General features: G+C 56.3%; 24 protein-coding genes and 1 riboswitch. Of the genes, 11 read left to right on the forward strand and 13 right to left on the reverse strand.

Features of this window, described 5'->3' with window-relative positions; all coding sequences use genetic code 11:
- Positions 1-7: 7 nt before the first annotated feature.
- Positions 8-646 (reverse strand): glycerol-3-phosphate 1-O-acyltransferase PlsY, encoded by a 639-nt coding sequence (gene plsY / locus H7R56_RS03515; RefSeq protein ID WP_182928509.1) that lies wholly within the window; start codon positions 644-646, stop codon positions 8-10.
- Positions 647-753: 107 nt separating this feature from the next.
- Between plsY and folB the strand changes: the two genes are divergently transcribed.
- Positions 754-1113 (forward strand): bifunctional dihydroneopterin aldolase/7,8-dihydroneopterin epimerase, encoded by a 360-nt coding sequence (folB, locus tag H7R56_RS03520; RefSeq protein WP_106929616.1) that lies wholly within the window; start codon positions 754-756, stop codon positions 1111-1113.
- 93 nt (positions 1114-1206) lie between these two features.
- The gene (gene bacA / locus H7R56_RS03525; RefSeq protein WP_106929617.1) at positions 1207-2028 is read left to right on the forward strand and encodes an undecaprenyl-diphosphate phosphatase; all 822 of its coding nucleotides are present in this window, start codon (positions 1207-1209) and stop codon (positions 2026-2028) included.
- A 10-nt stretch (positions 2029-2038) separates the two neighbouring features.
- Here bacA and H7R56_RS03530 read toward each other — a convergent pair whose 3' ends face one another.
- Positions 2039-3280, reverse strand: coding sequence for a multifunctional CCA addition/repair protein (locus H7R56_RS03530; protein ID WP_106929619.1), 1242 nt, complete (start codon positions 3278-3280; stop codon positions 2039-2041).
- Between the two features lie 65 nt (positions 3281-3345).
- Positions 3346-3966, reverse strand: coding sequence for a TIGR04211 family SH3 domain-containing protein (locus tag H7R56_RS03535; protein ID WP_106929620.1), 621 nt, complete (start codon positions 3964-3966; stop codon positions 3346-3348).
- Between the two features lie 234 nt (positions 3967-4200).
- Between H7R56_RS03535 and H7R56_RS03540 the strand changes: the two genes are divergently transcribed.
- Genes H7R56_RS03540 through hldE form a run of 3 tightly spaced genes read left to right on the forward strand, consistent with a single transcriptional unit; the run spans position 4201 to position 9848 of the window.
- Positions 4201-5502, forward strand: coding sequence for a CYTH domain-containing protein (locus tag H7R56_RS03540; RefSeq protein WP_106929622.1), 1302 nt, complete (start codon positions 4201-4203; stop codon positions 5500-5502).
- A gap of 21 nt (positions 5503-5523) precedes the next feature.
- On the forward strand, positions 5524-8364 hold the full coding sequence (gene glnE, locus H7R56_RS03545; protein WP_106929623.1) for a bifunctional [glutamate--ammonia ligase]-adenylyl-L-tyrosine phosphorylase/[glutamate--ammonia-ligase] adenylyltransferase: 2841 nt from the start codon (positions 5524-5526) through the stop codon (positions 8362-8364).
- 47 nt (positions 8365-8411) lie between these two features.
- Positions 8412-9848: a bifunctional D-glycero-beta-D-manno-heptose-7-phosphate kinase/D-glycero-beta-D-manno-heptose 1-phosphate adenylyltransferase HldE gene (hldE, locus tag H7R56_RS03550; protein ID WP_106929625.1), complete on the forward strand. Its 1437-nt coding sequence runs from the start codon at positions 8412-8414 to the stop codon at positions 9846-9848.
- A 121-nt stretch (positions 9849-9969) separates the two neighbouring features.
- Here the strand turns inward: hldE and H7R56_RS28000 are convergent, their stop codons facing one another.
- Both H7R56_RS28000 and ubiK read right to left on the reverse strand, forming a co-directional pair.
- Positions 9970-10086: a type I toxin-antitoxin system Ibs family toxin gene (locus tag H7R56_RS28000; RefSeq protein WP_353654618.1), complete on the reverse strand. Its 117-nt coding sequence runs from the start codon at positions 10084-10086 to the stop codon at positions 9970-9972.
- A 199-nt stretch (positions 10087-10285) separates the two neighbouring features.
- A complete protein-coding gene (gene ubiK / locus H7R56_RS03560; RefSeq protein ID WP_106929629.1) occupies positions 10286-10564 on the reverse strand; it encodes a ubiquinone biosynthesis accessory factor UbiK in 279 nt (92 codons plus the stop codon).
- A 121-nt stretch (positions 10565-10685) separates the two neighbouring features.
- Positions 10686-10836: riboswitch (FMN riboswitch) on the forward strand.
- A gap of 105 nt (positions 10837-10941) precedes the next feature.
- Between ubiK and ribB the strand changes: the two genes are divergently transcribed.
- Positions 10942-11595 (forward strand): 3,4-dihydroxy-2-butanone-4-phosphate synthase, encoded by a 654-nt coding sequence (ribB, locus tag H7R56_RS03565; RefSeq protein WP_035893704.1) that lies wholly within the window; start codon positions 10942-10944, stop codon positions 11593-11595.
- 55 nt (positions 11596-11650) lie between these two features.
- On the opposite strand, the gene H7R56_RS03570 is transcribed toward ribB, so the two are convergent.
- The 5 genes from H7R56_RS03570 to zupT all read right to left on the reverse strand — a co-directional run bounded on the left by H7R56_RS03570 (position 11651) and on the right by zupT (position 17676).
- Positions 11651-12724, reverse strand: a complete 1074-nt coding sequence (locus H7R56_RS03570; RefSeq protein ID WP_106929631.1) for a fimbrial protein — start codon at positions 12722-12724, stop codon at positions 11651-11653.
- A complete protein-coding gene (locus H7R56_RS03575; RefSeq protein WP_106929632.1) occupies positions 12721-13455 on the reverse strand; it encodes a fimbrial biogenesis chaperone in 735 nt (244 codons plus the stop codon). Before H7R56_RS03575 ends, H7R56_RS03570 begins: the two co-directional genes overlap by 4 nt.
- 14 nt (positions 13456-13469) lie before the next feature.
- Positions 13470-15914 carry a fimbria/pilus outer membrane usher protein gene (locus H7R56_RS03580; RefSeq protein ID WP_106929634.1) on the reverse strand — a complete coding sequence of 815 codons (2445 nt, stop codon included), beginning with the start codon at positions 15912-15914 and terminating at the stop codon, positions 13470-13472.
- 53 nt (positions 15915-15967) lie between these two features.
- Entirely contained in the window at positions 15968-16540 is a 573-nt protein-coding gene (locus tag H7R56_RS03585) for a fimbrial protein (RefSeq protein ID WP_106929636.1), read from the reverse strand.
- Positions 16541-16902: 362 nt separating this feature from the next.
- Positions 16903-17676, reverse strand: coding sequence for a zinc transporter ZupT (zupT, locus tag H7R56_RS03590; protein WP_106929637.1), 774 nt, complete (start codon positions 17674-17676; stop codon positions 16903-16905).
- A 195-nt stretch (positions 17677-17871) separates the two neighbouring features.
- On the opposite strand from zupT, the gene ygiD reads away from it, so the two are divergent.
- The gene (gene ygiD / locus H7R56_RS03595) at positions 17872-18660 is read left to right on the forward strand and encodes a 4,5-DOPA-extradiol-dioxygenase (protein WP_106929639.1); all 789 of its coding nucleotides are present in this window, start codon (positions 17872-17874) and stop codon (positions 18658-18660) included.
- A 3-nt stretch (positions 18661-18663) separates the two neighbouring features.
- On the opposite strand, the gene H7R56_RS03600 is transcribed toward ygiD, so the two are convergent.
- From H7R56_RS03600 to tolC, 3 genes are all read right to left on the reverse strand, one after another.
- Positions 18664-19824: a glutathionylspermidine synthase family protein gene (locus H7R56_RS03600; protein ID WP_106929641.1), complete on the reverse strand. Its 1161-nt coding sequence runs from the start codon at positions 19822-19824 to the stop codon at positions 18664-18666.
- 5 nt (positions 19825-19829) lie between these two features.
- Complete coding sequence (locus H7R56_RS03605; RefSeq protein WP_106929642.1) at positions 19830-20513, reverse strand: DUF1190 family protein; 684 nt, start codon at positions 20511-20513, stop codon at positions 19830-19832.
- 172 nt (positions 20514-20685) lie between these two features.
- A complete protein-coding gene (gene tolC / locus H7R56_RS03610; RefSeq protein WP_106929759.1) occupies positions 20686-22110 on the reverse strand; it encodes an outer membrane channel protein TolC in 1425 nt (474 codons plus the stop codon).
- A gap of 210 nt (positions 22111-22320) precedes the next feature.
- On the opposite strand from tolC, the gene nudF reads away from it, so the two are divergent.
- The 4 genes from nudF to yqiA all read left to right on the forward strand — a co-directional run bounded on the left by nudF (position 22321) and on the right by yqiA (position 24870).
- Complete coding sequence (gene nudF, locus H7R56_RS03615) at positions 22321-22953, forward strand: ADP-ribose diphosphatase (protein WP_106929644.1); 633 nt, start codon at positions 22321-22323, stop codon at positions 22951-22953.
- Positions 22950-23375: a DUF1249 family protein gene (locus H7R56_RS03620; protein WP_106929646.1), complete on the forward strand. Its 426-nt coding sequence runs from the start codon at positions 22950-22952 to the stop codon at positions 23373-23375. Before nudF ends, H7R56_RS03620 begins: the two co-directional genes overlap by 4 nt.
- A gap of 92 nt (positions 23376-23467) precedes the next feature.
- The gene (cpdA, locus tag H7R56_RS03625; RefSeq protein WP_106929647.1) at positions 23468-24295 is read left to right on the forward strand and encodes a 3',5'-cyclic-AMP phosphodiesterase; all 828 of its coding nucleotides are present in this window, start codon (positions 23468-23470) and stop codon (positions 24293-24295) included.
- Positions 24295-24870: an esterase YqiA gene (yqiA, locus tag H7R56_RS03630; protein ID WP_106929649.1), complete on the forward strand. Its 576-nt coding sequence runs from the start codon at positions 24295-24297 to the stop codon at positions 24868-24870. Before cpdA ends, yqiA begins: the two co-directional genes overlap by 1 nt.
- Positions 24871-24895: the final 25 nt, after the last annotated feature.

The following is a 24895-nucleotide window of genomic DNA, read 5'->3' on the forward strand; positions in this document are numbered from 1 at the left end:
GAAATTATCATATTTTATTATCTGACAATTCCTTTTGGGATAGGTTCTTACTTTTTTTAAATCGCGCCCAGACTTTGGTTTCCTGGCGTCGCCATAAACGCTGAATGTTGTCATGGTGACGCAGCAAGATCAGGCAGGAAAGCATAGAGACAGGGAAAGTGTACTGGGGCTTAAACCACCAGACGTAGAACGGCGCAACCAGCGCGCTGACGATGGCGCCCAGCGATGAGTAGCCGCTTAATAAAATCGTCAGTAACCAAGTGCCGGCCATCACGCCGGTGAGATCCCAGCCGATAGGCGCAATGGCACCAAACGCGGTAGCGACGCCCTTTCCACCCTGAAAGTGGAAGAATACCGGCCAGATATGGCCCAGACAGGCGGCAATCGCCACTAGCCCAAGCCAGAAGGGGGATAAGCCTAGGGCATAGGCACCCCAGACGGGCAGCATCCCTTTCAGGATGTCGAAAACCAGGACGGCTACGGCAGCGCCTTTACCGCCGACGCGCAGCACATTTGTGGCTCCGGGATTGCCGGAACCACTGGTGCGCGGGTCAGGTAACCCCGCAATGCGGCAGACCAAAATGGCGCTGGAAATTGAGCCGCAAAGGTAGGCAAGGAGGATCATTCCAGGCTCGATTGCACTCATAACGCTGTTCCATTGTGAAAATGTCGAAGTATTCTCTGCATCTGTGGATAATACGCATAATTCGCCGGAAGTGGTATCCGGTTTAGCCTAAAACCAAGCAGGTCGTGATGGATATTGTATTTATAGAGCAACTTTCGGTAATCACCACTATCGGTGTTTATGACTGGGAACAAACCATTGAACAGAAGCTGGTGTTCGATATCGAATTAGGCTGGGATAACCGTAAAGCCGCCGCCAGCGATAACGTGGAAGATTGCCTGAGCTATGCTGATATCAGCGAGGCGGTAGTGAAACACGTGGAAGGCAGCCGTTTTGCGCTGGTGGAGCGCGTGGCTGAGGAGGTCGCCGACCTGCTGATGGCGCGTTTCCGCTCACCGTGGGTGCGTATTAAGGTCAGCAAGCCGGGCGCGGTGGCGCGCGCGGCTAACGTTGGCGTTATCATCCAGCGTGGCCATAATCCTAATTAATCTTATTATTCGTCATATAACTTAAACCAAAGTGATTTATACCGGTCTTAGTGCCGGGTTTATTTTATTGGTTACTTTTTAAGGGTTTATTTAATGAGCGATATACACTCGCTGCTGGTAGCGGCCATTCTGGGTGTGGTCGAAGGATTGACGGAATTTCTGCCCGTTTCCAGCACCGGCCATATGATTATCGTTGGCCACCTGCTGGGCTTTGAAGGGGATACGGCAAAGACGTTTGAGGTGGTGATCCAGTTGGGGTCGATCCTCGCGGTGGTGGTCATGTTCTGGCGCCGCCTGTTTGGTCTGATTGGCATCCACTTCGGTCGCCCTCCGGTGCACGAGGGTAATGGTACAGGTCGCCTGTCGCTCATTCATATTCTGCTGGGGATGGTGCCGGCAGTGGTGCTGGGACTGGTGTTCCACGACGCTATTAAATCGCTGTTTAACCCCATTAACGTGATGTATGCGCTGGTGGTTGGCGGCCTGCTGTTGATTGCTGCCGAATGCCTGAAGCCGAAAAATCCGCGCGCGGTTGGCGTTGACGACATGACCTATCGCCAGGCGTTTATGATTGGCTGCTTCCAGTGTCTGGCGCTGTGGCCGGGCTTCTCTCGCTCCGGAGCGACCATTTCCGGCGGTATGCTGGTCGGCGTGAGCCGCTACGCGGCGTCCGAGTTCTCGTTCCTGCTGGCGGTGCCCATGATGATGGGCGCCACCGTGCTGGATCTCTACAAGAGCTGGCACTTCCTGACCGCAGGCGATATTCCGATGTTCGCCGTCGGTTTTGTGATGGCGTTCCTGGTGGCGCTGGTGGCCATCAAGACCTTCCTGCAGCTGATTAAACGTATTTCGTTTATTCCGTTCGCCATCTACCGCTTTATTGTGGCGGCTGCCGTGTACGTGGTCTTCTTCTGAAGACGCGCCCTCAGTCTTTCGGCTGGGGGCAACGCTTTTCCTTCCAGTTTGCGACCGCCTGAATGCGGCGTCGCGTCAGCTCCTCGCGGATTGCCGGGCCTTTAAATCCGGCCTCAATCACCTCTTTGTTCCCTACGCTTTTGGCAACGGCCCAGGCCTCGCGCAGCAGGCGCCCCTGCGGGTAATCACAGGCCTCAAAGCGGGTGCGCCCGCGCACGTCCGCCTCGCTGGTCAGCGCGATTTGCTCTACGCGCTGCGGTTTACGCCAGGCGTCGATGGCATCAAACAGTTTCACCAGCGTTTTCGGCTGGAGGATGGGTAGGGTGTGAATTAAATCGTGGAACTCGGCAACCAGCTTCGCCAGCTCGCGCATGTCATTCGGCACTTTCAGACGCTGGCACAGCTGTTCGACCAGCTTGACGCCCGCCGGGCCGTGGCCGTGATGGCGAGGCCAGAATTCTTTAGGCGTCAGCCCTTTGCCTAAATCGTGGCACAGGGTGGCGAAACGGACGTCGATATCCGGGCTCAGCATGGCTGCCATAGAGACGGTCATCAGCGTGTGGACGCCGGTGTCAATTTCCGGGTGCCATTTCTCCGGTGCCGGGACGCCAAACAGCGCGTCAATTTCCGGGAACAGCACCTTTAACGCGCCGCAGTCGCGCAGCGTCTGGAAGAACACCTGCGGGTTGCGGGTGGAGAGTGCGCTCTCGGTCTCTTTCCAGACGCGCTCCGGCGTCAGGTGCGCCAGCTCGCCGGCGTCGGCCATCGCACGCATCAGCGCGAGGGTTTCGTCGGCAATACGGAAGCTCAGATGTGCATAGCGTGCGGCAAAACGCGCCACGCGCAGGACGCGCAGCGGGTCTTCAGAGAAGGCGGGTGAAACGTGGCGCAGAATGCGCTGCTGAAGATCGCGCTGGCCGCCGTACGGATCGATGATCGTGCCGTCGGCATCCTGAGCGAGTGCGTTAACGGTGAGGTCGCGACGCAGCAGATCCTGTTCAAGCGTAACGTCCGGTGCAGCGTAGCAGGTAAAACCCGTATAGCCGGAGCCGGATTTACGCTCGGTGCGCGCCAGCGCATACTCTTCGTGGCTTTCGGGATGCAAGAAAACAGGGAAATCACGGCCTACCTGTTGATAGCCTGCATCCAGCATTTGCTGCGGCGTGGCACCGACCACGACCCAATCTTTATCTTTGATCGGTAGGCCTAATAACCCATCCCGAACCGCTCCGCCGACCAGATAACTCTTCACGCCACGCTTCTCCTCGTCAATTTCCTTCTGATAATACGAAAGAAGTCGGCTTAAGGCGAGTTGGCTTAGTTCATCCAGCGATCTTTACGCTTGCGGCTTGGAATGATGTGCGGCAGCACCAGGCCAAGAAGCAGGCCGATACCGAGCACGCCGCCGCCATACATAAACCACTGCATGATGATGGTGCGCTGCTTATCGTCAAGTTGCAGATTGGCGGCATTCACTTTTTTCTGCGCCACGATAAGCTCGTTTTTCAGCTTCTGATTTTCGTTTTTCAGGCCGTTAATCACACCATCGCTCTCAGCGACCTTTTTCTGCATTTCTGCCGTACGCTGGTTCCAGGTGGTGTCGATGTTGTTCAGCTTGTCGGTCAGGGTTTTTACCTGATTTTCCAGATCCGGCACGCGGGTGCGCAGGCTCGGCGTCGCGGTCAGCTCTTTGAGGGGAATCCATGCGGTACGGCCGTTGCTGTCGCGCACCTGGCCATATTGGGTGTTTTCGTTGGTCTGTAGCAGGGTCACTTCTTCACCCGCGTTGACGGTCCCCGCCAGGCGATAGTTATCGCCAGGGCCGCTGCGAACCCAGGTGTTCAGTTCATCAGAAACGTAACGCTTTTCATCGGCATGAGTGACGGTTGAAGCGGTAAGTGCAAGTAAAGTAATGGCAATTAAGCGTAATTTTGGCATCAGATCATCGTTTTTGTCATAAAAGTGGAACGATAGTAGTGGCAACAGTCTGACGACGCAAAGCATTCTGCGGCAATCAGAATCCTCCAGGAGGTAAAAATGTCATCAGCAGCTGGCCTGACAAATTGCGCATTGCATGGCAATTTGTCGCAAAATACTATCTACTGACAAAAAGAATACCTGTAAGTTCGCCCTAAAGGTATTTTCCGGCAACGAAACCATAAGAATTCAGTCATGGCTCAAGAAATCGAACTCAAATTTATCGTCGATGACGCTGGCGTTGAAACGCTGCGCAACCACCTTCATACCCTTAACGCAGAGCACACCCCGCCGGGGCAGTTGCTGAATATTTATTACGAAACTGCGGATAACTGGCTGCGTCGCCATGATATGGGGCTGCGCATTCGCGGCGATAACGGCCGTTATGAAATGACGCTGAAAATCGCCGGGCGTACCGTCGGCGGGCTGCATCAGCGTCCGGAATACAATATCGCTATCGACACCCCTGAGCTGGCGCTTGATAAGCTGCCGGCGGAGGTCTGTCCGAACGGTGAAATGCCTGAAGGGCTGGCCGCGCAGGTTAACCCGCTGTTTAGCACAGATTTTTATCGTGAAAAGTGGGTGGTTATGCAGGGCGGAAGCCGGATTGAGATCGCGCTGGATCAGGGGGAAGTGAAAGCGGGCGAGCACCAGGAAGCGATTTGCGAGCTGGAGCTGGAACTGCTGAGCGGTGAAACTGCCGACGTACTGGCGCTGGCGAAACAGCTGGCTGAGACCGGCCTGCTGCGTCAGGGCAGCCTGAGCAAAGCCGCGCGTGGCTACCACCTGGCGCAGGGCAACCTGGAGCGTCCGATTCAGCCGCTGGCGATTTTAACCCTGCCGCCGAAATCGACGGTAGGGCAGGCGATGGAGGCCGCGCTGGAAAATGCGCTGGCCCACTGGCAGTACCACGAAGAGCTGTGGCTGCGGGGCAATAAGAAAGCGAAGATCGAGGTGGTTAACGCTTTGGGGCTGGTGCGTCATATTCTGACGCTGTTTGGCGGCATCGTGCCGCGCAAAGCCAGCGCGAGCCTGCGCGACGGGTTGACCCAGGTTGATGCGCTGATGGCAAGCAATGCCTCCGCGCAGGATGTCGTTTTCAGCCGTGAAACTGCGTTGACCAAGCTGGCCTACACCGAGTGGTTGGTGACCCGTGGCTGGCAGGCGTTCCTCGACGCAAAAGCCGAAGCCAAACTGGCCGACTCCTTTAAACGTTTTGCCGATATCCACCTTTCACGTCAGGCCGCCGAGTTGCGCACCACCTTCGCTTACCCGCTGGGTGATGCCTATGGCGACCAGCTGCCGCGTCTGACGCGCGGCATCAACACCGTTCAACTGCTGGCTGGGTATTATCCCCTCGAACAGGCGGCTAACTGGCTGGCGAACTGGCAGGGCCTGCGTCACGCTATCGAAACGCGCCAGCATATTGAAATTGAACATTTCCGCAATGAGGCACTGTCGGTTGAGCCGTTCTGGCTACACAGCGGAAAACGTTAATTAACTTCAGGGAACCCGCGTATGACGCCGCTTTCTTCGCAGTTACAGCAGCACTGGCAAACGCTTGTGGATCGCGCTCCGGACGATTTTCCCATCCGGTCGTTGAGTTCCGAGGCGCAGGCTGTTTTCACCTTCAGTGATTTTGTTCAGCAAAGTTTAACGGCGCACCCAGCGTGGCTGGCGTCGCTGGAAAGCGAACCGCCACAGGCGGATGAATGGCGGCAATACGCGGGCTGGCTGCAGGCCGAGTTGGCAGAGGTGTACGACGAGGCGGCGCTGATGCGCGCGCTGCGTCTGTTCCGCCGTCGGATGATGGTACGCATCGCCTGGGCGCAGGCGCTGTCGCAGGTTTCTGAAGAAGAGACGCTTCAGCAGCTCAGCCATCTGGCGGAAACGCTGATTGTCAGCGCCCGCGACTGGCTGTATGACGCCTGCTGCCGCGATTGGGGGACGCCGTGCAGCGCCGACGGTGTTCCGCAGCCGCTGCTGATCCTCGGGATGGGTAAGCTGGGCGGCGGCGAGCTGAATTTCTCTTCTGATATCGATCTGATTTTTGCCTGGCCGGAGCACGGCAGCACCCAGGGCGGTCGTCGTGAGCTGGATAACGCCCAGTTCTTTACCCGCCTGGGCCAGCGCCTGATTAAAGTCCTCGACCAACCAACGCAGGACGGTTTTGTCTACCGCGTTGATATGCGTCTGCGCCCGTTCGGCGATAGCGGTCCGCTGGTGCTGAGCTTTGCGGCGCTGGAAGATTATTACCAGGAGCAGGGGCGCGACTGGGAGCGCTATGCGATGGTCAAAGCCCGCATCATGGGCGATGATGACGGCGTGTATACCAGCGAGCTGCGTGCGATGCTGCGCCCGTTCGTTTTCCGCCGCTATATTGATTTCAGCGTGATCCAGTCTTTACGCAATATGAAAGGCATGATCACCCGCGAAGTCCGCCGCCGAGGCCTGAAAGACAACATCAAGCTCGGCGCAGGCGGGATCCGCGAAATTGAGTTTATCGTGCAGGTCTTTCAGCTGATTCGCGGTGGCCGCGAACCTTCGCTGCAAAGTCGCTCATTGCTGCCGACCCTGACGGCGATTGAGGCATTACACCTGCTCTCGGAAGATGATGCGCGCGCGCTGCGCGAGGCATACCTGTTTTTACGCCGCCTGGAAAACCTGCTGCAAAGCATCAACGACGAGCAGACGCAAACGCTGCCGGGTGATGAGCTCAATCGCGCCCGACTGGCGTGGGGGATGGGCTTTGCCGAGTGGCAGACGCTCACCGAACGGCTGGATGCGCTGATGGCGCAGGTACGCCGTGTGTTTAATGAACTTATCGGCGATGACGAAGAAAACTCGCAGGAAGAGCAGCTGTCAGAAGCCTGGCGCGAGCTGTGGCAAGATGCGCTACAGGAAGAAGATTCGCCAGCGGTATTGATGCACCTCAGTCATGATGATGGCCAACGCGTGCTGGCGCAAATTACCGATTTCCGTAAAGAGCTTGATAAGCGCACCATTGGCCCGCGCGGGCGCCAGGTGCTGGACTCGTTGATGCCGCACCTGCTCAGCGAAGTATGCGCCCGTGAAGATGCGCTGGTGCTGCTGTCGCGTATTACGCCGTTGCTGAGCGGTATCGTCACCCGAACCACCTATCTTGAGCTGTTAAGCGAATACCCCGGAACCCTAAAACACCTGATTCGTCTATGCGCCGCGTCACCGATGGTGGCCAGCCAGCTGGCGCGCTATCCGCTGCTGCTGGACGAGCTGTTGGATCCGAACACGCTGTACCAGCCGACGGCGACCGATGCCTACCGTGACGAGCTGCGCCAGTATCTTCTGCGCGTGCCGGAAGAGGACGAAGAGCAGCAGCTGGAAGCGCTGCGGCAATTTAAACAGGCACAGCTGCTGCACATTGCGGCGGCTGATATCGCCGGTACGCTGCCGGTCATGAAGGTGAGCGACCACTTAACCTGGCTGGCGGAAGCGATGATCGATGCGGTCGTACAGCAGGCGTGGGTGCAGATGGTGGCTCGCTACGGCCAGCCGACGCATCTGCGCGAGCGTCACGGGCGCGGTTTTGCGGTCATCGGCTACGGCAAGCTGGGGGGATGGGAACTGGGCTACAGCTCGGATCTGGATCTGGTGTTCCTGCACGATTGCCCGATGGATGCGATGACCGACGGCGAGCGCGAAATCGACGGTCGTCAGTTCTATCTGCGTCTGGCGCAGCGCATTATGCATCTGTTCAGCACCCGAACGTCGTCCGGTATTCTGTATGAAGTGGATGCGCGCTTGCGCCCTTCCGGTGCGGCGGGAATGCTGGTGACCACCGCCGAAGCGTTTGCCGACTATCAGCAAAACGAAGCGTGGACCTGGGAGCATCAGGCGCTGGTGCGCGCCCGCGTGGTCTACGGCGATCCGCAGCTTCAGCAGCAGTTTGATGCCATCCGTCGTCAGATCCTGACCAACGTGCGTGACGGCGGGGCGCTGCAAACCGAAGTGCGCGAGATGCGGGAAAAAATGCGCGCCCACCTCGGGGGCAAGCAGCGCGACCGTTTCGACATCAAAACTGATGCGGGCGGGATCACCGATATTGAATTTATTACCCAGTATCTGGTGCTGCGCTACGCGCACGAGAAACCGAAGCTGACGCGCTGGTCGGATAACGTGCGCATTCTCGAACTGCTGGCGCAAAATGACATTATGGACGAGCAGGAAGCGCTGGCGTTGACCCGCGCTTACACCACGCTGCGTGATGCGCTGCATCACCTGGCGCTGCAAGAGCTGCCGGGCAATGTCGATCTGGCGAGCTTCGCTCATGAGCGCGAGCTGGTTAGCGCCAGCTGGCAGAAGTGGCTGGTCCAACCGTGAAGTATGCTATTATCGCGCGAAAATTTTGATTCTCTCAGGAGACACGAATGAAAGTGACGCTGCCGGAATTTGAACGTGCAGGAGTGATGGTGGTTGGCGATGTGATGCTGGATCGCTACTGGTATGGCCCAACCAGCCGAATTTCCCCGGAAGCCCCGGTGCCCGTGGTCAAAGTTGAAACGATCGAAGAACGTCCCGGCGGCGCGGCGAACGTGGCGATGAACATTGCGTCTCTGGGGGCGAATTCGCGCCTCGTGGGCCTGACCGGCATCGACGATGCGGCACGCGCGCTGAATAAGGCGCTGGCTGACGTGAACGTCAAATGTGATTTCGTCTCCGTGCCGACGCACCCGACGATCACCAAGCTGCGTGTACTGTCGCGTAACCAGCAGCTGATTCGTCTCGATTTTGAAGAGGGCTTCGCGGGCGTCGATCCGCAGCCGCTGCACGATCGCATTCAGAGCGCGCTGCCGACCGTCGGTGCGCTGGTGCTGTCCGACTATGCCAAGGGCGCGCTGGAAAGCGTGCAGCAGATGATTTCGCTGGCGCGTCAGGCGAAAGTACCGGTACTGATTGACCCGAAAGGCACCGATTTTGAACGCTATCGCGGCGCAACGCTGCTGACGCCGAATCTCTCTGAGTTCGAAGCGGTGGTTGGCAAGTGCAAAACTGAAGAAGAGATCGTCGAGCGCGGTATGAAGCTGATTGCCGATTTTGATTTGGCTGCGCTGCTGGTGACCCGCTCCGAGCAGGGGATGACGCTGCTACAGCCGGGCAAAGCGCCGCTGCATCAGCCGACTCAGGCGCAGGAAGTGTACGATGTAACCGGCGCCGGTGATACGGTGATCGGCGTACTGGCGGCCACGCTGGCGTCGGGCAAAACGCTGGAAGAAGCCTGCTTCTTCGCCAACGCGGCGGCGGGCGTGGTGGTCGGTAAACTGGGCACCTCGACCGTTTCGCCTATTGAGCTGGAAAACGCCGTGCGTGGTCGCGCCGATACCGGTTTTGGCGTGATGAGCGAAGAAGAGCTGAAGCTGGCCGTCGCTGCCGCGCGCCGTCGTGGTGAAAAAGTGGTGATGACCAACGGCGTGTTCGACATTCTGCACGCAGGCCACGTTTCTTACCTGGCGAACGCCCGCAAGCTTGGCGATCGTTTGATCGTGGCAGTTAATAGCGATGCGTCGACCGCACGTCTGAAAGGCCCGACTCGCCCGGTGAACCCGCTGGATCAACGTATGATCGTGCTGGGCGCGCTGGAATCCGTCGACTGGGTGGTCTCTTTTGAAGAAGACACGCCACAGCGCCTGATTGCCGGGATCTTGCCGGATCGCCTGGTTAAAGGCGGCGACTATAAGCCAGAGCAGATTGCCGGCAGCGAAGAAGTGTGGGCCAACGGCGGTGAAGTGCTGGTGCTGAACTTTGAAGACGGCTGTTCCACCACCAATATTATCAAGAAGATCCAAAAAGACAGCGATAAGTCGTGATTGCGCGAGACGCATCGAACATTTTGCTGCGCTGCGTCTCTTGCGGTTGACGCTGTTCTCTTTTCGACCTAGATTAAAGGAATAAGGGTGAGAGAGGATTTCTCCCCCCTCTGATTGACTGTTAGTAAGCGGCGAAACTTATCAGTAACAGAACAACCAGTATGATGAGTTGCTTCATCATAACCCTTTCCTTATCAAAGCCCCTTCTTCGGTAGGGGCTTTCCCGTTTCAGCCCCATGCTGACAACGCGATTGTTGGTGAACGCACTGCCAGCGACAAGCCCTTTCTCTCTCCACGTTCTCAATGCGGAATCGTGCACGCAAAAACGGTTTGCGTGGCTCCAGACCGACGAATTTTGGCTAAAAAAATCCCCGGCGTTATCTGCCAGGGATGCGGTGTTTCTGTGCTGCTCGCGCGAAGAGGCGAAGCCGACGCTGTTACTGTTCGGCGGCCGATTCGTCTTTGGTCGCCGGGGTCTGGCGGGCTTCCAGCTCGCTAATCCGCTGTTCCAGCAGCGCCAGTTTTTCGCGGGTGCGCAGCAGAACCTGCGTTTGCACGTCAAACTCTTCGCGGCTGACCACGTCAAGGCGCGTCAGCTGTGACTGGATCACCTGGCGAACTTTCTTTTCTACGTCATCCCCGAATTCACGCAGGCCTTTCGGCATGGACTCGTGGACCTGGCGGGCGATTTGTTCAATTTTTTTCGGGTCGATCATCTCTGTTTCCCTGATTCTGTCGGCATTGCGGTTATTGTAGTGTCTTCTCCCGATGCGATAAACCAGAATTGTGCGAAGCTTATGCATTGCCGAAGATAATCAATAGCGTTATAGTAAGTACGCTTATTCTCAGGGCGGGGCGAAATTCCCCACCGGCGGTAAATCAGCTACGGCTGAAAGCCCGCGAGCGCTTCCCATGTCCAATGGGAGGGTCAGCAGATCCGGTGTAATTCCGGGGCCGACGGTTAAAGTCCGGATGGGAGAGAGTAACGATTCAGTCGGGTTAAACCCCGCTCGCGTTATCCATTTGCCGCTGGTCGGCACTCCTAAGACTGCCCTGATTCTGGTAACCATAATTTTAATGAGGTTTTTTTACCATGAATCAGACGCTACTTTCCTCTTTTGGTACTCCGTTTGAACGCGTTGAAAACGCACTGATTGCTCTGCGCGAAGGCCGTGGCGCGATGGTGCTGGACGACGAAGATCGTGAGAACGAAGGCGACATGATCTTTGCCGCCGAAAACATGACCGTTGAACAAATGGCGCTGACTATCCGTCACGGTAGCGGCATCGTTTGTCTGTGCCTGACCGACGAACGTCGTAAACAGCTCGATCTGCCGATGATGGTCGAAAATAATACCAGCGCCTACGGTACCGGTTTTACCGTCACCATCGAAGCGGCACACGGCGTGACCACCGGCGTTTCTGCCGCTGACCGTCTGACTACCGTGCGTGCGGCGATTGCCGATAACGCGAAGCCGTCAGACCTGAACCGTCCGGGCCACGTATTCCCGTTGCGCGCGCAGCCGGGCGGCGTTCTGACCCGCGGCGGCCACACTGAAGCGACCATCGATCTGGTGAGCCTGGCGGGCTTTAAACCGGCTGGCGTACTGTGCGAACTGACCAACGACGACGGCACCATGGCGCGCGCGCCGGAGTGCATCAAGTTTGCGAAAGAACACAATATGGCGCTGGTGACCATTGAAGATCTGGTGGCGTACCGTCGCGAGCACGAGCGTAAAGCCAGCTAATTTCGTGGTTTGTGCCGTCAACGTGAAGGCCGGGGTTATCCCGGCCTTTGTGTCTCTAATTGTAGTTAATCTTAAAGATCACCACGGATTCAAAGTGGCCCACCTTGACCTCTTCCCCTGCGACCTTTGACAGTTCAGCCTGATAGTCCTGCGTGACCGTCAGCAGCGAGCCGGTGAAATCGGCATATTCCGCGTACTGGTTAAAGGTGTTGAGCGTATCATCCGCGCTGTTGCGGATTTGCAGCCGCAGGCCGTTGCCTATCAGCAGCGCGGTATCCTCATCGACGAGCGTTTCGGTGGTATAGAAGGATGACGAAACCTTAAACCCGTCGTTGCACATGCCGTCCTGGGTTTTGGTGGTGGTGATGGAAAAGGTGCGGTTCATCGTGCCGCTGTCGATGTCGTAGGGGGTGAACGTACCGAAATCAATCACCTGGTTGGCCGGCTCGATGTTGAAGTTGACGTTACAGTCGAGCACGCGGATGTTTTCCAGGCCGTTAACGTGATATTTGAGGTTATAGGCGTCCGGGCTTTGGTTCCAGCCGTTGGCGCCGTCAAACTGTACCAGCGTGAAGTCGCCAAGCGTACTTTGATAGCCGTGCGGCGGCATGGTTTTTATTTTCACGTACAGCCGCATGCGGGCCATAAAGGTGCGCGAGTAGTGCGGATCGTCAGCGTTTTTGCTGCAGAGACGATCTTCCCATCCCGATGCTCTGATTTGATCGGCTGTGAATTTTTGATAATAAGCGTTATCGATGCAGGTGTTGGTATCAATGCCGACCGCGCCCTGTGTCGCGTCATAATCGACGCCCGCATAGGTCACACCCAATTGATAATGGGGGTCATCCACGCTGGAATAGGGGTTTACCCAGGCAAACACGTTTTCTCCGACGCGCTTACCGCTCTCCTCCCGGTCGCCGTTGTCGCAGTAGACCGGCACTTTGATATCACCGCTTTCCCAGATTTTATCCCCCACCTGGGCGTTATTCGGCACGGCGAATTCTTCCAGGGTTTGATATTTGTCGGTGGGACCGCCGGAGGCGCCAAGGTAGCAGTGAACGGCCCATGCGTTCTCGAAGGGAGCCAGCAGTAGCATCAAGAACAGCAGCGAAGCTAATCGGCGGATCATTTTTTGGCCTCTGGCACGGTGGCGCTGCAGCTACCCTGGCAGTTCAGGCGCAGCATACGTAAGGCGCCATAATCATCCATATAGCCAAGATAGAATCCTGACCCGCTGTTCGCTCCCGCGTTCAGGCTGGCGGCGGTGAACGGCGCCAGCATGGTGGTTTTAAAACTGGGGAACACGCCGTTGAGATCTTTACCAAAATAGGCCAGCGTAATGTAGTAAGGCGTGGGGTTGTTCACCTGCAACGTTTTGCCATTCAGGCGATATGTCATGCGCTGCTCTGTGGCGTCGCCCGGTTTTTTCTTCAGCGAAGCGGGCCGCCAGAACAGCTTGATTCTGGACTGCATCGCCACCTGAACGACGGCGTGGTTATCAGCATTCTCTGGGGTGGGTGGGATTTCGCGAATGTTGTAGTAAAACAACGATTCACGATCCGTCGGCAGCGTGGCGGCGCTACCCTGCTTGACGATGCGCACCTGGCTAATCGCACCGGGTTCCAGCCGCTGCATCGGCGGCAGGGCGGCAAAAAAAGCGTCGCTCTTCTTTCCCTTATCATCTTCAATCCACGAGTACGCCAGATAGGGGAGCTCCTGGCTGGCGTTGGTCAACTTCAGGCTGGCGGCTTTGTTGGCACCATTAAAAATCACTCTGGTGCGATCGGGAGACACCGCCGCCTGAGCGATGAGCGGCGCGACAAGCGCCAGACAAAACAGATTTTTTACGATGGGCGTCATTTCTTCATCCTTAATCAATGACAGGGCAGCATTAATGGCTGCGGAATAGCGGTGAGTGAGTCAGGCAGCGTAATACGACAGCGAGTCTCGGCCCATTGAACGGTAAATTGCTGGCCAGCGTTGACGCCGCTTAGCCAGACGTGGCCTTCTTCGCTGACCATGCCGACATCGCTTTTCCCTTCCTCGCCGTGAACGACGGCCCCCAGCGGCGGGTAGCTACCGTCGACGGCGCGAATGAGCGCGTTAACGTCCATCCCCGCGCGTGAAGCCAGCGTTTTATAGCCAATCGCGCCTTCGGTCCATGTTTCTCTCAGCGCGTTTTCACTTACCGTCACGCCGTCCGGCAGGGCGTCCATATTGACGGCGACGGTGGTCGGTTGGTAGCTGGCGATCATTGGAACGACGGCGTAGCCGAACAGGTTGGTGGCATTAAAATCGCCCTGTACCGGAATATCGGCAACCCCGTCGGTGCTGACCATCAGCCGTGGTTCATTACTGATACTGCGACGGTGGAACGCCGCCCCGTGGCGAGTGGCGGTGAAAGAGCCGTTCCAGCTGGCGCTGGCGGAGGTGTAATCGCTGGCGGCATAGCTGCCGGAAAGCTGTAGGTCGCCGACGGTAGAGCGATGCTGATAATTACCGCGGAACTGGGCGCCATTATCCGGCCTATCGGTTGCCGCGCCGGCGGAAACGCCCCAGGTATTGTGCGCATCGGACGAATCGTTCCATGAGACCGTATGGCTGGTATTGTCGCCGTTGCGCATATCGTAGCTTAAGCGCTGGGCGAAACCGAATGGCACGGAAACAGAGACGTAGATCTGATTATCGTTGTCACTCTCTTCATAGTGCGTGGTGCTGAACGTGGTGGTCAGTGAGATATTCTTCCAGCTACCGGCATCGAAATTAAAACCGGCGGTCACGCTGGCTGACGTGGAGGCATCGCCGTCCCACCACAGCTGGCGCAGCGCGGTGACGTAGAGATTCATGTTCAGTGCATCAATAGGCTGGCTGGCGGAAATACTGATGGTTTGCTTTTCGTCCTGCGTATTGTCGCTATCGATCTGGTGGTCGACAAAATTGGCGTAGCTGTGAAACGTCCGTTCGGAAAACCGATAGGCGGCCAGCGAAACCTGGCTGTCGGTGGCGTCGAAGCGTTTACTGTAGTTCAGCCGGTAGCTGGAGCCTTTATCTTGCTGGCCGTTATCAAACTGGCTGACGGCGTGCGTGACATCAAAGGAAACCGCGCCTAGCCAGAGCATATTTTGCCCCACGCCAAGCGCGGCGGAACGATAGTCGCTGCCAGCTGCCAGCAGGCCGCCATACAGCGACGTATTTGAGAGCGCCCCCCAGGACGCCTCCCCGCTGATAAAGGTGTCGTCTACCACGCTGTGTGAAAGGTCGGGGCGCATACGCCCGGTGGTGACTTTATAACGAATCTGGCCCTGACGGGTTAAGAATGGCGTGGAAGCGGCAGAAACCTGAAAGGTATTGACGCGGCCGTCCTCTTCGGTGACTTCGACGTCCAGCGTACCTTGTACCGACTGGTTGAGGTCGCTGATGATAAACGGCCCCGGCGCGACTTTGGTTTGATAAATGATCCTGCCATCGTGTTTTACCGCGACGGTGGCGTTGGTTTGCGCGACCCCGCTGATTTGCGGCGCATAGCCGCGCAGTTCCCAGGGGAGCATACGATCGTCGCTAACCAGCGATGCGCCTGCATAGGAGAAACCGTCGAAAATATCGGAGCTAAAGTCCGTTTCGCCAAGCGTTAATTTCGCGCCTAATGCGGTGAGCGGGCGGAATAAGTAGGTTCTGGAAATGGTGTGTGCGCTTTCGCTGCTATCGTCGCTGCGGGTCTGGCTAAGCTGATAGTCGCTGCGCAGCCGCCACGCGCCAGCGTTTATGCCGCTGGTGCCGTAGGCATTAAGGTTTTCGCTGTGGCCGCCGTCGTGCGGACGATAGCGGCTGGCGAAAAGATTATAGTCGAGCAGAAAACCGGCGACGCCATCGTTCCACGTTGCGGGCGGCATCCAGCCATTGACCTTCCGGTTCATCCAGGCCTGTGGAATAGCAATATCGAGCTGCTGTTGCGCTAAGTCGAGCTTCAGCGTCATTTCCGGATGTGAGCGAAAACTGACGCAGCCGTTATCGACCGGCAGCGTGCGGAGAAATTCGTCTTTCAACCCTAAACTGTCGGCCAAATCGACCGGAATACAGGGTTCTACGTTTTGTTCTTCTTGTCGCCAGGTGAGCAACCGGCCAGAGGATATTTTATTTTTATTCACGGCAATCGAGACGAAATAATCGCCGGGCAGCACCGCAGGTTTATCTTTTAAAAGGGAGACATCAACGCTATTACGCATAGATTTATCCAGCACGTTAAGGTTGAATTCCGTCGCGCTAGCCGAGCAGGCGAATAATAAACCGCAGCCTGATGCAGTAATTTTGTCGATATTCACGGCGTCCCTACCTGATTATCTGGAAAAAGGCGGCCTGGCGGCCGCCCGGTATCTTATTTGTAAGACAGGACGTAGGTGGCGTTCGCATTCACCGCGCCAGGGGTGGCAGGGGTGGCTTTCGTACCGTCAACCAGCTCCATATAGGCCTGGAACGGCAGCGTTTGTTCTGAAGAGGCCTGAACCAGCGCGATCTCTTTGGCGGTGCCAAGGGTGATATTCTGGCCGGTGCCGTCCAGCAGACGTACGCCCACGCCGGTTGCGCCACCGGTCATGGTGTTGGACAGCAGGCTTTCGCCTTCAGTCGTCACCGCGGTGCTGGTGAAGGTCACATCCACTTTCGTGATCGGGGAGCCCTGGCCGTTGTCTGAGCTCGGCAGGTCGCAATCGACCAGATGAATGCTGGAATCCACGGCGTCAGAGTGGCCCTTTGAGTTGATATAGCTAGCCGGGACTTCGCCGAGGTCAACCTGCTTGTCGACGTCTTCCGCTTTGATGGCGCAAGGTGCGGCGATAACGTCACCGGTAAAGGTGATTTTGCCGGAGCCGCCGTCCACGTCAGCCAGCGCTGCGGTTGATGATAAGGCTGCCGTAATCAGTGCAAACAGCGCTGTTTTTCCCATATTCATATCAAGATCCTTCATTTGTAGTATTGCCAGGTTAATTCATTTATTTCTCATATTTTATTTCTGGGAAATAAAATTCGAAATCAAAATGATAATTTCCGTTTATTGTTTAAGCGTGTTTTATCGTTAATTGAACGCATTACGGTAGTAACTAATTTCATATTAAATAAACGTTGTTGCGGATAATAAAGGATTTTATCGCTATGAAGGAATGTAAACAGAGAAAATGGGAATTTATTTATATGATTATTGTGCGCGCTTTTTGAATAATAAATTATTTATGTAAATATATTCAATAAATGAATAGGAGCGCAGCGTGCGCTCCTGTTAAATATTTTGACTTATTTAAGGGAGATATCAGCAGGTTAGCCGATTCCCATGGATTGCAGTATCACCAGGCTTAACCCCATTACCGACATTCCGCACAGCACGCCGTAGCTTGGATTGTTGTTGGGGTCGATCTCTTTTGCCAGCGGCATAAGCTCATCGACGGACAGTGCGACCATAATACCGGCCACCGCTGCCATGATTGATGCCATCACCACCGGCGATACCATGCTGCCGAGAATTGCCCATGCCAGCACGCCGCCCAGGATCTCAGCCATACCGGAAATACCGGCCCAGAATACGGCCTTGCGTTTCGATCCCGTCGCGGCGTACACCGGCCCGGCGACCGCCAGCCCTTCAGGAATATTGTGTAGCGCAACGGCCAGCGCGATACCAAAACCGAGTTCAAGATTATTGCTGGCAGTCACAAAGGTGGCGATACCTTCCGGGAAGTTGTGCAGGCTGATGCCCAGGGTCAGCAAAACGGCGGTACGGCGAATATTACGCGGCAGCGGTGGAGTATTTTTTTGCACCAGGTCCTGCGGATGGGCGTGCGGCAATACGCGGTCCAGCGCGAAGTAGCCGAGCAGCCCGAAGACAAACATGCCGTAGCCCAGCACCGGTGACATGCCCGGCGCATCAAGCGCTGCGGGCAGCATCTCCATCAGGGAGATCAGCAGCATAATCCCGGCGGCAAAGCCGAGGGAAAACGCCAGCACGCGGTTAGACGGTTTCTGACCAATCACCCCGAGAAAAGCGCCAATAAACGTCGCTGCGCCGGCCAATAATGTCAGAATCAGGGGTACCGACATCGTTCACTCCTTATGATAATGATTATCATTCATGATATTGAAAATCGTTTTCCCTTGCGAGGGCTGAACGCATTCTTTACGTCATCCTTACATTCAAATTTTCTGAAGATCATCATCACGCTTATCTGAGTTTATCCTCACTGAAAACAGGTTAATGTGGTGTTATTAAATCAACACCTCTGGAAGGATAACACCATGTCTCGTAGCCGAATGCCAGCACTGTTTTTAGGTCACGGTAGCCCCATGAACGTGCTCGAAGATAACCTTTATACGCGCGCCTGGCAGCACCTTGGCGAAACGCTGCCGCGCCCGAAAGCGATCGTCGTGGTGTCCGCACACTGGTTCACCCGCGGTACGGGCGTGACGGCAATGGAAGCGCCAAAAACCATTCATGATTTCGGCGGTTTCCCGCAGGCGCTTTATGATACGCACTATCCGGCTCCGGGCTCTCCGGCGCTGGCGCAGCAGCTGCTTGAGCTGCTGGCCCCGGTTCCGGTGACGCTGGATAAAGAAGCGTGGGGTTTTGACCACGGTTCATGGGGCGTGCTGATTAAAATGTACCCGAATGCCGATATTCCGATGGTGCAGCTAAGCATTGACAGCACCAAACCGGCGGCCTGGCATTTTGAGATGGGCCGAAAGCTGGCCAGCCTGCGCGACGAAGGCATTATGCTGGTGGCGAGCGGTAACGTGGTGCACAACCTGCGTACGGCGAAATGGCATGGCGATTCCGCGCCTTATCCGTGGGCGACGTCGTTTAACGACTACGTGAAAGCCAACCTGGGCTGGAAAGGGCCAACGGAGCAGCATCCGCTGGTGAACTATCTGGCGCATGAGGGCGGCTCGCTGTCTAACCCGACGCCGGATCACTACCTGCCGCTGCTGTACGTTCTGGGCGCGTGGGACGGTGAAGAGCCCATCACGATCCCGGTTGATGGCATCGAAATGGGCTCCCTGAGCATGCTGTCGGTACAGATAGGCTGACGGTTACTCGACGAAAATGTGCGGATAGAAGCGTGACAGATCCTGAGTGATCAGCGCTCTATCCTCACGAATACCGATTCCGGCTGGCTGATCGTTAATCAGCCAGCTGCCAATCAGCATATAGCTATCGCCAAATTTCGGCAGCGGATGGAACTGCTGGACGATCATACCCTCTTCGCCGTAAGGCCCTTCTACCTGCTCAATGGTTTTGCCATTTTCTACGATCGAGATATTTGCCCCTTCGCGGGAGAAGATCGGTTTCACCACAAACTTGTCCATCTGCGGATGATCGTCTTCGGCAAAGTAGGCTGGCAGCAGGTTAGGGTGATCCGGGAACATTTCCCACAGCAGCGGCAGCAGCGCTTTGTTCGAAATAATGCTCTTCCAGGCAGGTTCCAGCCAGCGTACGCCGGCATCCTCAAGCTTGGTAGAGAACATCTCGCGCAGCATATACTCCCACGGATAAAGCTTAAACAGGTTGCCGATAACCTGATCCTGAAGATCGGTAAACTGGCCTTTTTCACCGAGCCCGATATCGTCGATATAGAGGAATTCGGTTGCGACGCCAGCTTCTGTGGCGCAGTCCTGCAAATATTGCACCGTGCCGCGATCTTCAACGGTATCGCGACAGCAGGTCATGTGCAGCAGCTGGAAGCCGTGCTGCTCGCGCAGCTCGTTAAAGCGCTCAATGAGCTTTTCCTGCAGGCTGTTGAACTGATCGCTACCCGCAGGCAGGTTGCCCGCGTTGAGCTGATCTTCCAGCCAGATCCACTGGAAGAAGGCTGCTTCATACAGCGAGGTCGGCGTGTCGGCGTTATTTTCGAGTAGCTTCGGCTCACCGGTACCGTCCCAGGCCAGATCGAGGCGCGAGTACAGCGAGGGTTGATGGGTCTGCCACGACTGGCGCACAAAGCCCCAGGTATGCTTGGGTATACGGAATTTCGTCATCAGCTCATCGCTGGCGATAACGCGCTCGACCACCTTCAGGCACATCTGGTGAATCTCGGCGGTGACGTCCTCCAGTTTTTCCACCTGCGCGAGCGAGAGCTTGTAATAAGCCTCTTCGCTCCAGTACGGCTCGCCGTACATGGTGTGGAAGTTAAAACCGTACTCGGTCGCCTTTTCACGCCAGTCCGGGCGTTCAACGATACTGACTCTTTCCATGATCGTTAGCCGCCCATTGAACGGGAGGTGGTCCCCGTTGCGCTACGCTGCATGGTGGACTGCTTCGCCACCGACTCACCAAAGCCGCCGCGGGTGACGGTGCTGGTGGTGGCCGGCTTCGGCGCCATCGCGGTTTTGGGTACGTTCATCGAGCGGCCCGGCTGCGCGGCGCCATAGTTTTTGCCGCTGGCATCGGTGTATTGACCATAGGCCGGGCTGGACGGGTTCTTCGAGGTGAAGACCGGCTGCTGTTGATAGCCGCCCATGCCGCCGCTCATCATGCGGCCCATCATGTAGCCTGCCATCAGCGGCATCCAGAAGCTGCCGCTGCTCTGATTTTGTGCCTGTGCCTGACCTTCGCCGGTTAGCGCCATGCCCGCCTGAGCCGGTGCCTGCTGACACTGGCCTTCGCCAAACTCGGCTACGCAGTCTTCACGGCTGGCATATTTCGGCGCGGTGCGCTCGGCTTCTTTGAGCGCGTTATTAAAGGTGGTTGTACACTCGGCGCTCTTGCCCGGGTTAGCGGCAGAGCAGTCGTCCGCGTTCTGGTACAGGGTGACGGTTTCGTCGGTTTTCTCACAGCCCGCGAGCATAAAGACGGCCGTCACGGCCAGGGCTACCGGCGTTAAGTGGCGCGCGCCCCAGCTTTTACGAAAAGCGGCGTGCTGAATGTTGTTTGTCCGTTTCATTTTATTCTTCCTGGACCCAGTGGAATGGTATTGCATTAGCGCTCAGGATAGTGGATGAGTGGTTGAAAATGAAGCGAAGAAGGGGATAAAGCGGGCGATCTTTACGTTGCCTTACGTTGGCACAATAAAAAGGCCCGCACGTGGCGGGCCCTACGATCGGCAAAGGCGAATCTTAGCGGAGACGTGCTTTGCTGGTGGCCGGAGAGGTGTAGCCGTCGGCGCTGGCATCCTGCTGCGCATTTTCAGGCGCGATGGTGGCATTGGCGGTCGAAACCGGCTTGCCCAGGGTGTTGTTCAGCGCCAGCAGATCCTGTTCGTTCAGCGTGCCCAGCGCATTTTTGATATTCAGCTGGTTGATCAGGTAGTTGTAACGCGCGCTGGAGAGCTGCTGTTTGGCGTTGTACAGCGTGGTGGTGGCGTCCAGTACGTCAACGATCGTACGCGTACCGACGGAGTAGCCCGCTTCCATGGCGTCTAACGAACTCTGCGCAGAGACAACGGCCTGTTTGTAGGCGTTGATGCTGCTGATAGACGCGTTGACGTTGTTGAAGGAGGAACGCACGGTCTGCACTACGGAACGGTGCGCGCTTTCCAGCTGCTCGCTGGCGCCGACGAAGTTGTACTGCGCCTGTTTCACCTGCGAGTTCACCATCCCGCCCTGGTACAGCGGCAGGGAGAAGCTCAGGCCCACTTTGTTCTGGCCGGCGTCGTTGTCGTTGTACTGGGAACCGTTGGTTTTAGAACCGCTGTAAGACGTATTAGACACCCCGGTAGACGCGGTTAAATCCAGCGTTGGCAGGTGGCCGTCCTGCGCCTGACGAATTTGTTCACGCGCCAGGTCCTGGTTCAGGCGAGCCTGCAGCAGGGAGAGGTTACGGTTTTCCGCTTCTTTCAGCAGCGCGTTAACGCCCAGCGGCTTGTCGGTTTTAAAGCTGTCGACGTTCAGCGACGCCAGCTCTGGGTAGTAGTTACCGGTCACCTGACGCAGCGCTTCGACGGCGTTGTCAAGATTGTTACGCGCGGTGACTTCGTTTGCCAGCACGGTATCGTACTGAGAACGGGCGTTCTGCACGTCGGTAATCGCAACCAGGCCCACGTTAAAGCGCTGGGTGGTTTGGTCTAACTGACGATAAATCGCCTGTTTTTGCGCTTCGGTGTAGGAAAGCGAATCGATGGCGCTCAGCACGTTAAAGTAAGCGGTCGCGGTGTTGAGGATCAGCGTTTGCTGGTCGGTCTGGTAGGTCACATCCTGGATGCCTGCCGCTTTTTCTTGCAGAGTCAGCGCACGCCATTTGGACATATCGAACAGCGTTTGCGTTAATTGCAAAGAGCCGCTGGTGACGTTGGAGTTCACGCCGTTACTGTCGCGGAAGCCGTTGGTATAGGTATAATCGGCCCCCAGACCAAGCTGCGGTAACAGTGGGCTACGCGCTTCGTTGATCTTCTCGAATGCCGCATCACGGTCTGCTGCCGATTTACGGAGGTCCGGGTTACTGGTACGTGCCTGCTGATAAACCTGTAACAGGTTCTCTGCCTGGCTCATTGTACTGAAACCGGTAAGGCTCAGGCCAATAAGAATAGGGAGCAATTTCTTCATTTGCATTTGCATTCCTTGTTGTGAAGCTTAGCGCTGATCTCATTCACAGAAAAAATATTCACCGATTGTACCAGAGTCCGCCACGTTAAAAAGTTGGCGTAACGTGCCATCCGGCGTTAATTTGCACCAATCTACCATAGAGTTAGTGAATCCTAAGGTAAACAGAGTTTAAATCGACAATTTCACCACCATCACTGCATAGGCCAGTCCATGACTCAATCACATAACCCAGTGGTCACACTTGCGAAAAACGATGTAGAAATTATTGCACGAGAAACGGTATATCGCGGTTTTTTTTCGCTTGATGTGTATCGTTTTCGCCATCGCCTTTTCAACGGTGAGATGAGCGGCGAAGTTCGTCGCGAAATTTTTGAGCGCGGTCACGCCGCAGTCTTGCTACCCTTTGACCCAGTGCGTGATGAAGTTGTGCTCATTGAGCAAATTCGCATTGCGGCCTACGACACCAGTGAGACACCCTATTTACTGGAAATGGTCGCTGGCATGATTGAAGAGGGCGAAAGCGTGGAAGACGTCGCCCGTCGCGAATCGCAGGAAGAGGCGGGCCTCTCCGTGGGCCGCATCAAACCGTGCCTGAGCTATCTGGCAAGCCCCGGTGGCACCAGCGAGCGTCTGACCATTATGGTGGGTGAAGTGGATGCAACAACGGCCACGGGGATTCATGGCCTGGCGGAAGAACACGAAGACATTCGCGTTCATGTGGTAAGCCGGGAGTACGCTTATCAATGTGTAGAAGAGGGAAAAATTGACAACGCCGCTTCTGTCATCGCTTTGCAATGGCTACAGCTGCATTATCAGGACTTACGAAAAGAGTGGGCAAAATGAAGCGCTATACACCTGACTTCCCAGAAATGATGCGTCTGTGCGAAACCAACTTCGCACAATTACGCCGCTTGCTACCGCGCGTAGACGAAGCCGGCGAAACGGTGAACTATCAGGTGGCCAACGCGCAATATCGCTTAACGATAGTTGAATCGACTCGTTACACTACGCTGGTAACGGTTGAGCAAACGCACCCGGCGGTGAGCTACTGGAGCCTGCCAACGATGACCGTGCGGCTGTATCATGACGCGATGGTGGCTGAAGTGTGTTCGACTCAGCAGATCTTTCGCTTCAAAGCACGATATGATTATCCAAATAAAAAGTTGCATCAACGCGACGAAAAGCATCAAATTAATCAGTTTCTGGCCGACTGGCTTAGATTCTGTTTAGCACATGGAGCGATGGCGATTCCGGTTTGTACATAGAACCGTTCAGGCTGCCACTGAGGCGCTGCCAGCGACGATGCTGCCTGAAAGGATGATGTGTATGTTTGCATCGTGAAACCTAAGGACACCATTTGGAAAGCCTTTTAAACCTTCCTCTGGCTGGTGGGGCCAGTGTCAGGGTACTGCAAATTACTGATACTCACCTGTTTGCTGAAAAAAATGAAACGCTGTTGGGCGTCAATACCTGGGAAAGCTACCACGCTGTACTGCAGGCCATCCATGCCTCGGCGCGTGACGTTGACCTTGTCGTTGCGACGGGCGATTTAGCACAGGATCACTCCGCCGCGGCCTATCAGCACTTCGCTGAGGGCATCGCGAGCTTTACTGCGCCCTGCGTCTGGCTTCCGGGTAATCACGATTTCCAGCCCTCCATGTACAGCACCTTGCAGGATGCGGGTATCTCGCCGGCGAAGCGCGTACTGGTCGGCGAACACTGGCAGATCCTGCTGCTCGACAGCCAGGTTTTTGGCGTGCCGCACGGCGAGCTGAGCGACTTTCAGCTGGAATGGTTAGAAAAACGGCTGGCGGAAGCACCGGAGCGTCATACGCTGCTGCTACTGCACCATCATCCTCTGCCGGCTGGCTGTAGCTGGCTCGATCAGCACAGCCTGCGTAACGCCGCGTCGCTTGATAACGTGCTGGTGCGCTATCCGCGGGTGAAACATCTGCTCTGCGGCCATATTCATCAGGAGCTGGACGTCGAGTGGAACGGCCGCCGCATTATGGCGACACCGTCAACCTGCGTGCAGTTTAAACCGCACTGCGCTAACTTTACGCTGGACACCGTTTCTCCCGGCTGGCGCTGGCTTGAGCTACATGCCGATGGTTCATTAACCACCGACGTGTGCCGTCTTGCCGGGGTGAAATTCCACCCTGATACCGCATCTGAAGGCTATTGATGTCGACGCTTCTTTATCTGCATGGGTTTAACAGCTCACCGTGGTCGGCTAAGGCCACGGCGCTTAAGCAGTGGCTGGCAGAGCACTATCCTGACGTCAACATGCTGATCCCGCAGCTGCCGGCCTACCCGGCGGAAGCGGCGGAAATGCTCGAAGCGCTGGTGCTTGAGCATGGCGGCGAGACGCTCGGCATTGTGGGCTCATCGCTAGGGGGCTATTACGCCACCTGGCTGTCGCAGTGCTTTATGCTGCCCGCAGTGGTGGTGAACCCGGCGGTACGCCCGTTTGAGCTGCTGGTGAATTTCCTCGGCCCGAACGAGAATCCCTACACCGGGCAGCAATATGTGCTAGAGTCTCGCCATATTTACGATCTCAAAGTGATGCAAGTCGACCCCCTTGAGGCGCCCGATCTCATCTGGCTGCTTCAGCAAACCGGCGACGAAGTGCTTGATTACCGCCAGGCCGTGGACTATTTCGCCTCCTGCCGGCAAACGGTAGAGGAGGGCGGTAATCACGCATTTACCGGCTTTGAAGATCACTTCACACAGATTATCGATTTTCTGGGGTTGCATTAAGCAGCGCCAACTACCTACGAATAGA

The sequence above is a fragment of the Klebsiella sp. WP3-W18-ESBL-02 genome, assembly GCF_014168815.1.
Taxonomy (GTDB): domain Bacteria; phylum Pseudomonadota; class Gammaproteobacteria; order Enterobacterales; family Enterobacteriaceae; genus Kluyvera; species Kluyvera ascorbata_B.

Excerpts from the sequence above, each read along its gene's own strand:
- hldE (WP_106929625.1), top strand. The coding sequence starts at position 8,412 with ATGAAAGTGACGCTGCCGGAATTTGAACGTGCAGGAGTGATGGTGGTT.
- H7R56_RS03535 (WP_106929620.1), bottom strand. The coding sequence starts at position 3,966 with ATGCCAAAATTACGCTTAATTGCCATTACTTTACTTGCACTTACCGCT.
- ubiK (WP_106929629.1), bottom strand. The coding sequence starts at position 10,564 with ATGATCGACCCGAAAAAAATTGAACAAATCGCCCGCCAGGTCCACGAG.
- bacA (WP_106929617.1), top strand. The coding sequence starts at position 1,207 with ATGAGCGATATACACTCGCTGCTGGTAGCGGCCATTCTGGGTGTGGTC.
- H7R56_RS28000 (WP_353654618.1), bottom strand. The coding sequence starts at position 10,086 with ATGGGGCTGAAACGGGAAAGCCCCTACCGAAGAAGGGGCTTTGATAAG.
- H7R56_RS03540 (WP_106929622.1), top strand. The coding sequence starts at position 4,201 with ATGGCTCAAGAAATCGAACTCAAATTTATCGTCGATGACGCTGGCGTT.
- H7R56_RS03575 (WP_106929632.1), bottom strand. The coding sequence starts at position 13,455 with ATGACGCCCATCGTAAAAAATCTGTTTTGTCTGGCGCTTGTCGCGCCG.
- H7R56_RS03585 (WP_106929636.1), bottom strand. The coding sequence starts at position 16,540 with ATGAATATGGGAAAAACAGCGCTGTTTGCACTGATTACGGCAGCCTTA.
- H7R56_RS03605 (WP_106929642.1), bottom strand. The coding sequence starts at position 20,513 with ATGAAACGGACAAACAACATTCAGCACGCCGCTTTTCGTAAAAGCTGG.
- tolC (WP_106929759.1), bottom strand. The coding sequence starts at position 22,110 with ATGAAGAAATTGCTCCCTATTCTTATTGGCCTGAGCCTTACCGGTTTC.
- H7R56_RS03620 (WP_106929646.1), top strand. The coding sequence starts at position 22,950 with ATGAAGCGCTATACACCTGACTTCCCAGAAATGATGCGTCTGTGCGAA.
- yqiA (WP_106929649.1), top strand. The coding sequence starts at position 24,295 with ATGTCGACGCTTCTTTATCTGCATGGGTTTAACAGCTCACCGTGGTCG.
- nudF (WP_106929644.1), top strand. The coding sequence starts at position 22,321 with ATGACTCAATCACATAACCCAGTGGTCACACTTGCGAAAAACGATGTA.
- ribB (WP_035893704.1), top strand. The coding sequence starts at position 10,942 with ATGAATCAGACGCTACTTTCCTCTTTTGGTACTCCGTTTGAACGCGTT.
- folB (WP_106929616.1), top strand. The coding sequence starts at position 754 with ATGGATATTGTATTTATAGAGCAACTTTCGGTAATCACCACTATCGGT.
- glnE (WP_106929623.1), top strand. The coding sequence starts at position 5,524 with ATGACGCCGCTTTCTTCGCAGTTACAGCAGCACTGGCAAACGCTTGTG.
- ygiD (WP_106929639.1), top strand. The coding sequence starts at position 17,872 with ATGTCTCGTAGCCGAATGCCAGCACTGTTTTTAGGTCACGGTAGCCCC.
- plsY (WP_182928509.1), bottom strand. The coding sequence starts at position 646 with ATGAGTGCAATCGAGCCTGGAATGATCCTCCTTGCCTACCTTTGCGGC.
- H7R56_RS03600 (WP_106929641.1), bottom strand. The coding sequence starts at position 19,824 with ATGGAAAGAGTCAGTATCGTTGAACGCCCGGACTGGCGTGAAAAGGCG.
- zupT (WP_106929637.1), bottom strand. The coding sequence starts at position 17,676 with ATGTCGGTACCCCTGATTCTGACATTATTGGCCGGCGCAGCGACGTTT.
- H7R56_RS03570 (WP_106929631.1), bottom strand. The coding sequence starts at position 12,724 with ATGATCCGCCGATTAGCTTCGCTGCTGTTCTTGATGCTACTGCTGGCT.